Consider the following 12,508-nt stretch of genomic DNA (forward strand, 5'->3'; position numbering starts at 1 on the left):
CCGCCCTAGCCTTCGCGAATCTCGATGGACGTGATGGTGATGGTCTCCTGCGGCCTGGATCGTTCGCCGGTGCCGGCCACGCCAACGGGGACCGCCTCGATCTTGGCCAGCGTGTCCTCGCCCTCCACCATCTGCCCGAACAGCGAATAGTCCGGCGAAAGGCGATCCAGGGCCGTGAGATCGTCAAACACGATGAAGAACTGGGAGCCGTTCGAATTTGGCCGACCCGTGTTGGCCATCGCGAGGCTCCCGCGGACATAGGGGCGCTGGGGCGGCTCAATGGCAAACGTGTACCCGGGCCCGCCGGTTCCGATGCCGGTGGGGTCCCCGCTCTGCGCCATGAACCGCGGTATCAGCCGGTGGAACACCACACCGTCGTAGTACTGGTTGCGCGCCAAGACCACGAAATTGTTGACGGCCAGCGGGGCTTCCGCCGGCAGCAATTCAAAGGTCATCTCGCCCAGATTGGTCGTCACGACGGCCGTGTACGACTCTTCGGAATCGATCTGGATCTCTGGATAGGCGTCGTAGGTCAACACGCGCTCCTGGGTTTCGGGCAACGGTTCGGAGTCGCCCGCGGGCGGCGCCTCGGCCTGGCCGCAGGCTGCTGCGGCGAGCACTCCAAGCGCCAGCAGGCTGCGGACGATGCTCCTCACGGGCCCTCCGCAGCCTTCGGTTCACTCCGGCGATTCTAGCCGTTTGTGCTGGGCTGCCCGGACCTGTCAGGACGTCGCTTCTGAAGACTTGGGTCTCGCGGCGTCGCGTTTTCCGTGTGGTAGTTTGACTGCTGTATAAACTGTTGCCTTAGAACGTTACCAAGGTGTCCTCGCGTTTACTGAAGCGGCGAGGGCGGTGCCGTGCGAGTGAGAAGCGACCTGATGCATTTCCACCATCAGTCTGATCGTGGGCCAGCGCGCGGCTTTGCTCTTTCGAACCCGAGCGAAAAGGAGATTGGCATGCGGAAGCCAAGGTGGTGGCGCAGGAGCCTTATTGTCCTGGCAATTTCGGTCGGCGCTTTCATGGCGCTGCCGGTCGCGCACGCGCAGCAAGTGTTTGTGTCCGGCGCCGTGGTGGCGCTGGAGGGCACGCCGCATCTGTGGATTGCCGACGACCAGGGCGTCTTGCACTTGGGCGGCGACACCCGCGCCTTGTCCGGCAGGCATATCAACTGGAATGCCCGCACCGAGGTCAGCTTGGCGGGATTGCGCGCGCTGCCCAAGGGCGATCCGTGGCTTTCGGCCGGTCTGTTGAAACAGGGCGATCCGATCTATCTGGTCAAATGGGAGACCGAATGGCCGCAGCCGCGCCTACTCCACATCCAGTCCATCGCCGACGTGGAGATCTTTGGCATCAATGAGTCGAACTATGGCAAGTTCGTCCTCGACGTTCCGACCTGGGAGGCGCGGTACGGCATGTCCGTGGCCAGCCTCCAGCGAGCAGAGTTGCCGGCGGCCGTGCCTGGCGCCGGCACGATGCCCACGACGCCGACGACGCCCACGACGCCCACGGTCCCAGCGTCGTCCGCCTTGCCCTACCAGCGCATCAACGGCTTCGACGTCGGAGCTGGAACCATGAACCTGCCGCAGGGCACGGTCACGCTCAGGCTCCAGTTCGGCGGCTGGGGCGTTGGCCCGGTGACGGTGACCTATGGGCTCGAGGGCGGCGCGACGACCCACTTGCTCAATAACGCTCGAGTGCCCTACTACAGCGAAATAGACATCAACGTGCCGCAGGCCGGCACCTACGCCTTTCGAGTGACCGCCCCCCGAGACTGGCGAGTCTGGGTTGGCCTTGAGCCCGGACTCCCATCCGTGCCCCTGCCGATGCAAGGCTGTCGGACAACGGTGCAGTGGCACCGGGCCGGCAATGGCATTCACCGTGCCAGCTTCAGCTGTGGCAGTTCCCAGGTGGACGGCACGTCATATTCCGACATCAACACCAAAGACAAATTCTGGGCGGTTTGGTTCCGCGACAAGAAATTCTTTGCCGTGACGTCGACGGGAGCCAGTTTCACGGCTACTGATGCGTCGATTCCGTTTCAAATCCTCAGGGGATACAACGGCGGCGCCGGCGAGCTGAGCTTGCCCGTGGGCAACGTCACCATCATGATCGAGTACGGCAACTGGTCCGAGGCTCCGATCACGTTGGTCATCAACTCGCCCAACGGCGCGCAGACCCGCCCGCTTGACGGTGCACGGGTTGGGTATCGGACGAATGTGCCGATTAGTGTTGCGCAGGCTGGAGTTCACGGTATTCAGGTCGACGCGCAGGGCGCTTGGCGGCTCTGGGTCGGCGTTGAGGCCGCGTCGACAGTCGACGAACTCGCGGAAGTCGACGTGCCCGCGTCCGGCTGTAGCACGAGTAGTAAGTGGAAAGAGGTTGACGGCTACTACCGGGCGAGGTTCGAGTGCCCGTCGTTCAATCTGCGCGCCGTGCACTATCCCGGCCTGGCCAAAAGCGACGGCTTCTGGGTGATTTGGACGAACGGGAACGTGTTGCACCGCATCACCTTCCACAAGACCTAACGAGCCGGCAGCGGTCGGCGAGTGAGGGGATCAGCCCTCGCCGGCCCCGCGCCTGCGGGCGCGGGGCCGGGCGGGTGGCTATGCGTGGTGGGCCCAGTGCTCCTCGCGCATCACGCCACGCTGGTACGCGAGGTATTCGTCGCGCGTCATGAGCGGTTCGAAGTCGTCCACAATGCGCCGCGCGGTGCGCGCGCCGTCGCCCAGCAGATCCACGGCCATCCACGCCAATGCCTTGGCCGGCTCCACGTAGGCCATGTGCGAATCGACGATGTCCCAATCGGTGGCGTGATTGGTGCCGGTGGCGCCCGCCATGCTGGGATGCAAGGCCGGCATGATGTGCGACACGTCGCCCATGTCCGTCGATCCGGTGCGGTGGCCCAGCCGCTTGATCCCGTCATCGCCGTGAACATCTCGCTGGTTGGCGAGAAACAGGTCGGCCATGGCGCTGTTGTTCACCAGCGGCAGATAGCCGGGCAAGTTTCGGATCTCGACTTCGGCGCCTAGGGCCATCGCCCCCGCTCTGAGGGCGCGGTCGACCGTGGCCGAGGCGGCGTCGATGACGTCGGTCGTCTTGCCGCGAACATAGGTTTCCAGCCGAACGTCGGCGGGAATGACGTTCACGAGGTCGCCGCCGTGCGTGATGATTGGGTGCACGCGCACCGCGTCCTCATCGCGAAATGTCTCGCGCAGCGCGTTGATGCCGGCCATGCCAAGTTGGGCGGCGTAGAGCGCGTTCACACCCCGTTCCGGCGCGGCGCCGGCGTGCGACGCCACCCCGACATAGCGAATCTGCTTGACCACGCAGCCGTTGTTCGAGGCCGTCACGGCGGCCATGCCGTTTGCGTCGGGCTGGGCGTGGGTGTGAATCATCATCGCGAGATCGACATCGTCGAACTCGCCGCGGGCGATCAGCTCGGGCTTGCCGCCCAAGAACTCCAACTCGCCCGCGAGTTGAAGGCCGTAGCGGTATTCGACTTCGACATACTCCTCCGCCGGCACGGCCATCAGGACGATCGTGCCGCTCAACTCACGCTGAACCCGCGGGTCGCTCAGCGCCGCGGCGGCGCCCATGAGCCCCGCGATCTGCGCGTTGTGCCCGCAGGCGTGCGCGGCGTGGGTGGCCGGATCTTCTCGCGGGTGTCCCGGTACCGTCAGCGCGTCAAGCTCGCCAATGAGCGCCAACGTGGGACCCGGACGCCCGGTCTCGATTCGCGCGGATACGCCGGTGATCGCCAGGCCCGTGCGGTGGTCCAGCTCGAGTTCGGCAAACGTCTGCGCCACGAGCGCCGCGGTCTCGAACTCTTTGAAGCCCAACTCGGGCCGCCCCATGATGGTTTCGCCGATCGCGATGATCTCGTCTTGTCGGTCGTCGATCGCGTCCGCCACGCGTTGCTTCAGGTCTGTGATGGTGGTCATGGCGCCTCCGGGGCCTGGCTGTTGGGCTGAGCAGCGGGCCGATTCAGTGTGCCAGCCGCGAATCCTCGGCGCTGGCGGCCGCCTCGCACGGCGGCTCGTCGACAGGCACGAACCCACGTGCCACGCGAGCCATCAGCATGCTGCCCACCGCGGCCAGACCCAGCGCCGTGGCAAACGCCGCCACCGGTCCGCCGGCCACCAGAACGGCGGCTCCAACGAGCGGGCCGGCGATGCCCAGGATGCCGAGAATGAGCCAGAAGCTGGTTGCGAACGCATCCACATCCTCGGGTCGAGCCAGCGACGCCAGTGACGTCTGCCAGCCCACGTCCCCGGCCGCGAAATTCAACCCGATGGCCGCATACGCTGGTGCCAGCAGCCACAGGCTGTCCGCCTGGATGGCCACGATGAACAGCGCCGCGACCACCAGCTTGAGCAGATTGGACATCCAGACGACGAATGGCCCGGAACGCCGGTCGCTCACGGCGCCCCAGAGGAGATATCCCGCCGCCCAGGTGACGCTCTGGATCAGCGCCAGCACGCCGACGATGGTGAAGGAGGCGTCAAACGTGTCCACCAGCACCACCGCGATGGTTGGCTGGATGAGCAAGTCGCCAAACAAGGCGACGTTCGAACTCGCGGTATAGCTGCGAAACCGTCGGTTCGCCAGGGTCTGCCGAAACATGCGCCACGGCGGTGGGCGGACCTTCGGGGCACGGGGCGGCGCCCTGATTCGAAACAGCGCCAGGGCCCCCAACGCGCCGGCAACGGCGCCGCCGGCGAACACGGGGCCGTAGCCCACCGCGTCCATCAGGCCCCCGGCGAGCGGCGACACCAGCAACACCACCACCGCCATGGCGGCCTGCGCCGCGCCAATGAGCCTGCCCCGCACGCGCCGAGGGAACGCCGACTGCGTCACCCCCACGTAGATCGGGACGCCCATCATGGCGATGATCGACCACACCAGGAGCATGATCAAAAACGGTCCTGCCTCGTCAATAAACAGCGCGGCGACCAGCACCAGCCGCCCGATGGTCCAGAGCGCAGCCACCGCTCGTTCCGGTTGGACGGCTCGGAGGACATAGGGACCGGCGATTGCCACGATGCCGCCGATGAATTGCACCGCGACGGTCAGTGCCACGGTGACTTCGTCGCCGCCGATGCGGCGGACGACGACCGCCATGTAGCTTCCGACGCTGCCGACGAAGACTCCCGCCAGCAACCAGTGAATGAGGGTGGCGCGGAAATTGCGCCGCACGTCCGGGGCCAGCCCCGCGTTCAACTCGGCGATGCCCGGCAGGCGCAGCGGCGCGCGCCCAACCCTGGCGGTAACACGACCCAAGGGCGCCGACGGCGCGCGACGTGCCTTCACCCGGCCCCGCACGAGGCATCACCCGCACGATGCGAGCAAGGGCATCGTACTCGCTCGCGAGAAACCCGGGCGGCTAGTTTGTGGCTATGGGCGGCTCACCCACCGACACGCCAGTTGAACTCGTCCGTGCGCGTCCCGTCCGAAAAGATGAGTCGAAATCTCCACACATGGTCGAGCAGCACTCCGCCAATGGCTTCCACGACCTTCGCGAATTCCTGACTCACATCCGCCGGGGTGGCGTCGCCCGCCTCGAAGGCGATCATCGTCATCCCATCCGGCGCTACGCTGGGCAGGTCCACCTCGACTTCGAGCACGCCGGTGCGAACCGCGAATTGTCGGATGCGCCACGACCAGAAATGCTGCTTGATCGCCACAATGAAGGGCATCGCCGCGGTGTCATACCGTTCCGGATCCCACGCAATGGGCGTGCCGTTATATGCGCCGGGACAATCCTCGACGTTCCAAGGGGGTCCGGGCTCCATGGTGGTCATGAGAAGGGCGGCGACCTGGGCGAAACGCGACATGGGGATCGTACGTTAGTGGCCGGTAACTCACGTCCTGCCGATCCGCGGCCCATCTTCCCGCGGGACGCGCCCCCTTCCCCCTCTCGGGGCTGGGGACTCGCCGAGCTGCATGCGCACACCTCCGCCAGCGACGGTGTGCCGTCCCCGGGCGCCCTGGTCCGCCGGGCCGACGAGCTTGGCTTGGACGTGCTGGCGGTCACCGACCACGACACGATCGACGGCGCGCTGCGAGCGCGCGACATCGCGGCGGCCACCGACGCGCGGGTCGAGGTCATCGTGGGGATGGAGGTCACCACTCGGCGGCAGGATCACGTGGTGGGGCTGTTTCTGGAGCATCCGGTGCCGATCTTCCGCCCGCTGGTCGAGACGGTGGAGGCCATTCAGGCGCAGGGCGGGTTGGCCATCGTGGCGCACCCGTTTCTGGGCGTGCCCACGTCCATCTCCGCCAAGAGACTCCTGCGCGCGCTCGCACGAGTGCGGTTTGACGGCATCGAGACCGAGAACCAGTACTTTCGGGAACGCACCCGCGCCGACGCGCGCCGGTTTCAGGAGACGCACGCCGAGCGGGTGGGCGCGGCCGTGGGCGCCACCGATGCCCACTTCGGAGATCTCGGCCGGGCGCTGACCCTCTTTCCCGGCCACACGGCGGCCGAGCTTCGCGCGGCGATCGGCGAACGCGCCACGCTGCCCGCGCGCGGCGGCCTGCAGTACCCACGCCCGGCGTTGGCCGACCACGGGCGCAATCAATTCCGGAGCCTGGTCAAGCTGCCGGTCATGCGCGCCCGCACGCTATGGCGTCAGCGCCGCGGAACGGGCCCTTAGCCTCACCGCCGCCGCCCCGGCGGCTGGCGGCGCACGTCGGGCGCTCCTGGCGCGCCCTGGCCGCGGACGGCGCGGTGTACGCGCGGGAGATGCGCCGCTTCTCACGCAACGCGCGGCTCCTGCTGCTGAGCACCCTGCTTGGGGCATTCAGCGCCGGCGTCTTCCGCGTGGCCTACAACCTCTATGTGCTGGAGCTGGGCTTCACCGCCGCGGATGCCGGTCGTCTGGTCACGAGCGCCAGCCTGGCCGCCGGGCTGGCGGCGATTCCGGCCGGACTCCTGGCGCTTCGGGTGGGCGCGAAGCCGGTAATCCTCGGCGGCGCCGTGCTCCTTGGCGTCGGGACGGCGCTGCAGGTGACGCCGTTCGGCTACGGCTACCTGGTGGCGGGCGCGGCTCTCGGAGGCTTGGGCGGCGCGCTGTGGAACGTCGTCATCGCCCCGCTATACGCGGGCAGCGCCGACGACGAGGGTCGGAGCTATCTGTTCACCGTGGCGGCGATTGTGTTCCTCGGCATGAGCTTTGCCGGGAACGCCGTCGGCGGGTGGGCGCCGCGCGCGCTGGCGGACGCGACGGGCTGGCCGGTGTGGGTGGGGTTCTTCGCCGTGCTCAGCGCGGCGGCGCTCTACGGCGGGCTGGGGTTCTTTCCGCTGTTGGGGCTGCGCGCGCCGTCGGCTCGGATCGATCGATCGGCGTTCGGCGCCCTGCGCGGCCAGGTCAACGCGATCGCCCGCCTGCTCATCGTGCACGTCGTCATCGCCGTCGGGGCCGGCCTCACCATTCCGTTCCTGAACGTGTACTTCACCCGACAGCTGGGCTTGAGCGAAGCCCAGTTCGGACTGCTCGCGGGCGCCGGACTCATGACCCGGCTGGGCGCGTCGGTGTTCGGCCCTATCGCGGCGCGGCATCTGGGCAAGGTGACGGCCATCGTGGTTGCCCAGTCGGCCTCGATTCCGCTGCTGCTGGCCATGGGCTTGCTGCCGTGGCCGCTGGGAAGCTCCCTCGCGTTTCTTGCTCGTGGCGCACTCATGAACATGACGGCCCCAGTGCGCGGCGCCCTGTACATGGAGCGGGTCACCGAGGCCGCGCGTCCGGCCACCAACGCCTGCCTGCTGCTAGCGTGGAACCTAGCCTGGGCCGGCGCGGCCGCCGTCGGCGGCGTGCTGGCCGAGCAACTGGCGCTGGCGGTCGCCGTCATGGTCACCGCCGCCTGCTACGCGCTGGCCAACGGGTTGATGTGGCTGCTCTGGCGCCGTCGAGCAAGCGCGGCGTAGTCCGGCGCGGGCCGCCTGCCCGTGCCCCGATGCCGGGCGGCTAGCCGGCGGCGCCCTCCGCCGGCCGCTGCTTGGGCGCGGGAGTGGGCTCCGTCGGCGGGTTCGGGCTGGTCGTGGGCGCTGCCGGCGCCGTCGTCGGACCTGGCGGCGCGGGCTGTGGATCGCTTTGCGCCGCGGGCGTACGCCCCTGGTATTCGTCGACGTAGCGCTCAAAGGCCTCCGCATCGAGAGTCTCGACCTCGATCAGGGTCTCCGAGAGCTTCTCAAGCAGGCCACGATTTCGCGCCAGCATGTCCTGGGCGCGGTGATGTGCGTCATCGATCAGATGCGAAACCTCACGGTCAATCGTCTCGGCAACCGCTTCGCTGTAGTTGCGCTGCTCCGCGATGTCCCGCCCCAGGAACACCAACTCCTCCCGGCGACCAAACGCCCGGGGACCGAGCTTGGTGCTCATGCCGTACTGCGTGACCATGCGGCGCGCGATCTCGGTCGCCATCTGAATGTCGTTGCTGGGCCCGGTGGTCATCTCCCCGAACACCAGCAATTCGGCGGCGTGGCCGCCCATCGCCACCGCCAGCTGGTCCTCGAACTCCGACTTGGACAACAGGTGGCGATCCTGCGAGGGCAAGAACCGGGTATAGCCCCCCATCTGGCCGCGAGGCAGGATCGTGACCTTGTAGACGGGGTCGGCGCGCCGTAGCAGATGGGCCACCAAGGCGTGCCCGATCTCATGGAAGGCCGTGACGCGCTTCTCGTGTTCGCTCATCACCCGGCTCTTGCGCTGGGGACCGGCGATCACTCGGTCGATGGCCTCCTCCAGCTCGAACATGCCCACGGTCGTGCGGTTGCGGCGGGCGGCCAGAATGGCCGCCTCGTTGAGCAAGTTCTTCAGGTCGGCGCCCGAGAAGCCGGGCGTCTGCCGCGCAATGGTTCCCAGGTCCACGTCCTGCTCGATAGGCTTCTCGCGCGCATGCACGCGCAAGATCGCTTCGCGTCCGCGAATGTCCGGCAGATCCAGCACCACGCGGCGGTCGAAACGGCCGGGCCGCAGGAGGGCGGGGTCCAGCACGTCCGGGCGGTTGGTCGCGGCCAGCACGATCACCGTTTGATCCGTGTCAAAGCCGTCCATCTCGACGAGGATTTGGTTCAGCGTCTGCTCGCGTTCGTCGTGGCTGCCGCCCAGGCCCGCGCCCCGCTGCCGGCCAACGGCGTCGATCTCATCCACGAACACCAGGCTCGGCGAGTTCTGCTTGGCTTTCTCGAACAAGTCGCGCACCCGCGAGGCGCCCACGCCCACGAACATTTCCACGAACTCGGAGCCGCTGATGTTGAAGAACGGCACCCCGGCCTCCCCGGCGACGGCTTTCGACAAGTGCGTCTTCCCGGTGCCCGGCGGGCCCACCAGCAGCACCCCGCGCGGGATTTCCGCGCCGATCTTGGTGAACTTCTCGGGGTACTTGAGGAACTCCACCACCTCGGCCAGCTCCTGCTTGGCCTCGTCCACGCCCTGCACGTCCTTGAACGTCACGCGCGGGCGGTTGCCCGTCACCATGCGGGGGCGGCTCTTGCCGAAGCTCAGCGCCTGCGAATTGGAGCCTTGGGCTTGCCGCATCATGAACACCAGCAACCCAACGAAAATCAGCAGCGGCAAGATCGAGGTCAGGATGCTGATAATGGTTGGGGCGGGACTGGGCGCCTCGAATTGGACGGCGACCTGCTGGCCATTGACGTTGAGCCCCCGGTTGGCGAGCGCCTGGTCGATGTCAAAGCGATCGTTGACCACGGCGCTGACGGCGGAGCCGCCGACTCTGGCCACGATGCGGTTGGCGCTCACCAAGATCTCGGGCTGAGAGCCACTGTCGGCCGCGGCTTCGACCCGGCTCAGCAGCTCGCTAATCGGCACGACCTGCTGATTCGGCTGTCCGGGGTTGAACATGACGAACAGCACAACCAGAATCGCCACGGCCAGTACGAGATACATGAACCCGTTGCGCACGAGCCGGTTATTCATGAATCGAGGATCTTTCGTGCGGGAGTGCGACGGGCCGCGATAAAGACGCGAGTTGCCGGCGGAACGGCCAGTATATCAAGGTAGGGCCTCGCGGCATTGTGCCCGGCGCGGTCACCACGGTTCGAGTCTCGCGCAGTCCAGGGCTGCAATCCGTAGGATTCACGCCCGTGCATCCGGCGGGCGGATCGCATCCCAGCGCGCATGCAGCGCCACGACCATGCGTGCGTTTGGACGCGGCGCAAAGCCCTCGTCCCGCCATACGCCGGGCACGCAGACGGCCGAGCCGTCGACGTCGAGCACCGGCATGCTCGAGGCGATGTCGGCGGCCACCCCGCGGCTGCGGAGCAGCCGTGCGAGGTCGCGCGTGTCCTGGCCGCGAGCCAGGCGAACGCGCTCACGCGGCGCCGGGGCGCGCAGGGTGAGCGTGCGGCCCTGCAGCCGCTCATGGTCGAGCGCGCATCCGTCCAGCGCCACGCCATGCCCCACAGGCGAGCCGCCCTCGATCAACTCGGCGATGACCGATCCGCCGGGCACTCGCGCCTCGCCCGGTACGGTCACCGAAACAGGCGGCCGCCATGTCGGATCGCGCACGCGCTCCGGGTACAGCACCACCGCCCCATCCCGCACAAAGGCGTGCGTTCCGTCAGTCAGATCGACCCATCGCCCATGCGTGTCGTCGCGCAGCGCGCGGGCCACGGCGCCGAGCTGCGCCGCCCCAAGCTGTCGCCTGCCGCCCAGGGCACGAACGGCGGCGACGAACGTCGTGGGGAACAATCCCTCCGGCACCGCCGCGCGCTCCGGATGCAGCGGCATGCGAAGGCCGTCGGCGGGCTGCACGTAGAGCGGAAGCCCGTCGACCTCGCCGGCGAGAACCTCGGCGCCGCGAGCGATGGCGTTCACCGCCCCGGGATAGATGTCGTCCAGCAGCGGCAGGGCTTCGTGTCGGACGCGATTTCGCCGGAACTGCGGCGTCTCGTTCAGCGGGTCACGGTCGACGACGAGTTCACGGGCCCGCACGTAGGCCGCGATGTCGTCGCGCGAGACCGGGAGCAACGGCCGCAGAATCTCGCCGTCGTCCGCCCGCATCCCCGCAAGCCCGCGCAGCCCGGATCCGCGAGCCAGATTCATGATCACGGTCTCGGCCTGGTCGTTGCGGGTGTGGCCGGTGGCGATGCGCGCGGCCCTCTCGCGCCGCGCAACGTCTCTGAGGAACGTCCACCGGGCGCGGCGGGCGGCGTCTTCGGACGGTGCGTCCTCCGTCCCGCCGACCGGATAGTCGCGGGGCGTGCCGGCGGTCACCGGAAGGCCGGCGTTGCGTGCGTGCCGGACCACGCGTTCCGCCACCTGCCCGGCTTCGGCGCGCAGTCCGTGGTTCAAGTGCGCCACGTGCACGGCCGGTCCGCCTCGGCGCCGCGCGGCCACTAGACTGTCGAGCAGCACCATTGAATCCGGCCCGCCGGAAACGGCCGCGACGACCACGTCGTCCGAATGCAGTCCGGCGCGCCCCAAGGCACGGAACACCCGATCCTGCAGTTGGCGAACGTCTCGGCGGGGATGAATCGCGGGCTCCGGGGACCTGTTACTCGCCCGTGCTGCCAAATCCTCCACGGCTCGTCGTACCCTCCGGTTCGCCTTCCACCCACTCCGCCGTCTCAACCCGGACCAGTATGGCCTGGGCGATGCGCGCCCCGCGCTCGACTTCTATCGGGTTGTCGGTGGGGTTCCAGAATTGGACCTGAATCTCGTCCTCGGGCCCGCAATAGTCGCGGTCGATGATGCCGACGCCGTGAGCCGCGACCAGCCCGGTGCGCCGGGCCGTGCTGCTGCGGGCGACCACCAGGATCATGCATCCGGGGGGCGCGGCGATGATGACGTTGCCGGGGATGAGGCCGATCGCCCCGGGCTCAATGCGCGTGGTCTCGCGGGTGATCAAGTCGAAGCCGACGGAACCTTCGGTGGCGTAGCGGGGCAGGGGAAGCGTCGGATCGACCCGCGCAATGGGCACGCGCATAGTCGGTCAGTCTAGCGGGGCTGCCCCGCTCAATCGCCGCCGGATAGGAGGGCGATCCAGCCGCTGAGATATCCGATCTCAATGGGTTCCGGCTCTGGCGGCGGAACCGTCGGTATCGGCAACGGCGCCGGTCTGGGGCGGTCCTCCACCTGGCCCTGCAGCACGACGGCCTGGTCCCCGGGGTTCACCAGCCCAAGCTCGCGCTTGGCCATCTCCCGCAACGCCGGCAGCGAGCGGGCGTATTGCAACTGCTCGTCGAGGCGTTGATTCTCAAGCTCGGCGGCGCTGATCCGCTGCCGCAACTCTTCGACGCGCTGCTGCGCCACCTGTTGGGTGGATGAACCGCTGGCCTCCTGGATGATCACCACCAGGACGGCGATCAGCGCCAGCATCGCCAGCGACCGGAGCAGGAATTGCGTTCGAGAGGCCACTCAGGCCCGCCGATCCAGCTCGGCGTACGGCCCGACCGGCGACGTTCGGCCGTGGGTTGATCTGCCATGGACGCACGGGGACTGCCCCCTCACCCCAGCCCTCTCCCGCCAGGGGAAAGGGGGCCGGA

The 12,508-nt window shown here is 68.0% G+C and carries 11 protein-coding genes; 3 read left to right on the top strand and 8 right to left on the bottom strand.

Annotated features, from left to right (window positions below):
* Window positions 1–5: 5 nt before the first annotated feature.
* Entirely contained in the window at window positions 6–656 is a 651-nt protein-coding gene (locus OXG33_11680) for a peptidylprolyl isomerase (protein MCY4114576.1), read from the bottom strand.
* Window positions 657–1,019: 363 nt separating this feature from the next.
* On the opposite strand from OXG33_11680, the gene OXG33_11685 reads away from it, so the two are divergent.
* A complete protein-coding gene (locus tag OXG33_11685) occupies window positions 1,020–2,525 on the top strand; it encodes a hypothetical protein (GenBank protein MCY4114577.1) in 1,506 nt (501 codons plus the stop codon).
* Window positions 2,526–2,603: 78 nt separating this feature from the next.
* Here the strand turns inward: OXG33_11685 and OXG33_11690 are convergent, their stop codons facing one another.
* From OXG33_11690 to OXG33_11700, 3 genes are all read right to left on the bottom strand, one after another.
* A complete protein-coding gene (locus tag OXG33_11690; protein MCY4114578.1) occupies window positions 2,604–3,941 on the bottom strand; it encodes an amidohydrolase in 1,338 nt (445 codons plus the stop codon).
* 43 nt (window positions 3,942–3,984) lie between these two features.
* A complete protein-coding gene (locus OXG33_11695; protein MCY4114579.1) occupies window positions 3,985–5,310 on the bottom strand; it encodes a hypothetical protein in 1,326 nt (441 codons plus the stop codon).
* Between the two features lie 95 nt (window positions 5,311–5,405).
* Complete coding sequence (locus tag OXG33_11700; GenBank protein MCY4114580.1) at window positions 5,406–5,834, bottom strand: hypothetical protein; 429 nt, start codon at window positions 5,832–5,834, stop codon at window positions 5,406–5,408.
* Window positions 5,835–5,849: 15 nt separating this feature from the next.
* Here OXG33_11700 and OXG33_11705 point away from each other — a divergent pair, with 15 nt between their 5' ends.
* Complete coding sequence (locus tag OXG33_11705; protein ID MCY4114581.1) at window positions 5,850–6,656, top strand: PHP domain-containing protein; 807 nt, start codon at window positions 5,850–5,852, stop codon at window positions 6,654–6,656.
* A complete protein-coding gene (locus OXG33_11710; protein ID MCY4114582.1) occupies window positions 6,626–7,927 on the top strand; it encodes an MFS transporter in 1,302 nt (433 codons plus the stop codon). Before OXG33_11705 ends, OXG33_11710 begins: the two co-directional genes overlap by 31 nt.
* A 40-nt stretch (window positions 7,928–7,967) precedes the next feature.
* On the opposite strand, the gene ftsH is transcribed toward OXG33_11710, so the two are convergent.
* The 4 genes from ftsH to OXG33_11730 all read right to left on the bottom strand — a co-directional run bounded on the left by ftsH (window position 7,968) and on the right by OXG33_11730 (window position 12,380).
* Window positions 7,968–9,938, bottom strand: a complete 1,971-nt coding sequence (ftsH, locus tag OXG33_11715; protein ID MCY4114583.1) for an ATP-dependent zinc metalloprotease FtsH — start codon at window positions 9,936–9,938, stop codon at window positions 7,968–7,970.
* 159 nt (window positions 9,939–10,097) lie between these two features.
* Window positions 10,098–11,459 (bottom strand): tRNA lysidine(34) synthetase TilS, encoded by a 1,362-nt coding sequence (gene tilS / locus OXG33_11720; protein ID MCY4114584.1) that lies wholly within the window; start codon window positions 11,457–11,459, stop codon window positions 10,098–10,100.
* Between the two features lie 58 nt (window positions 11,460–11,517).
* On the bottom strand, window positions 11,518–11,949 hold the full coding sequence (dut, locus tag OXG33_11725) for a dUTP diphosphatase (GenBank protein MCY4114585.1): 432 nt from the start codon (window positions 11,947–11,949) through the stop codon (window positions 11,518–11,520).
* A gap of 29 nt (window positions 11,950–11,978) precedes the next feature.
* Window positions 11,979–12,380 (bottom strand): septum formation initiator family protein, encoded by a 402-nt coding sequence (locus OXG33_11730; protein MCY4114586.1) that lies wholly within the window; start codon window positions 12,378–12,380, stop codon window positions 11,979–11,981.
* Window positions 12,381–12,508: the final 128 nt, after the last annotated feature.

The organism is Chloroflexota bacterium (assembly GCA_026708035.1).
Lineage (GTDB): Bacteria > Chloroflexota > UBA11872 > UBA11872 > UBA11872 > JAJECS01.

Coding starts and splice junctions, on each gene's coding strand:
- OXG33_11690 (MCY4114578.1), bottom strand. CDS start 3,941: ATGACCACCATCACAGACCTGAAGCAACGCGTGGCGGACGCGATCGAC.
- OXG33_11685 (MCY4114577.1), top strand. CDS start 1,020: ATGGCGCTGCCGGTCGCGCACGCGCAGCAAGTGTTTGTGTCCGGCGCC.
- OXG33_11700 (MCY4114580.1), bottom strand. CDS start 5,834: ATGTCGCGTTTCGCCCAGGTCGCCGCCCTTCTCATGACCACCATGGAG.
- dut (MCY4114585.1), bottom strand. CDS start 11,949: ATGCGCGTGCCCATTGCGCGGGTCGATCCGACGCTTCCCCTGCCCCGC.
- ftsH (MCY4114583.1), bottom strand. CDS start 9,938: ATGAATAACCGGCTCGTGCGCAACGGGTTCATGTATCTCGTACTGGCC.
- OXG33_11710 (MCY4114582.1), top strand. CDS start 6,626: ATGGCGTCAGCGCCGCGGAACGGGCCCTTAGCCTCACCGCCGCCGCCC.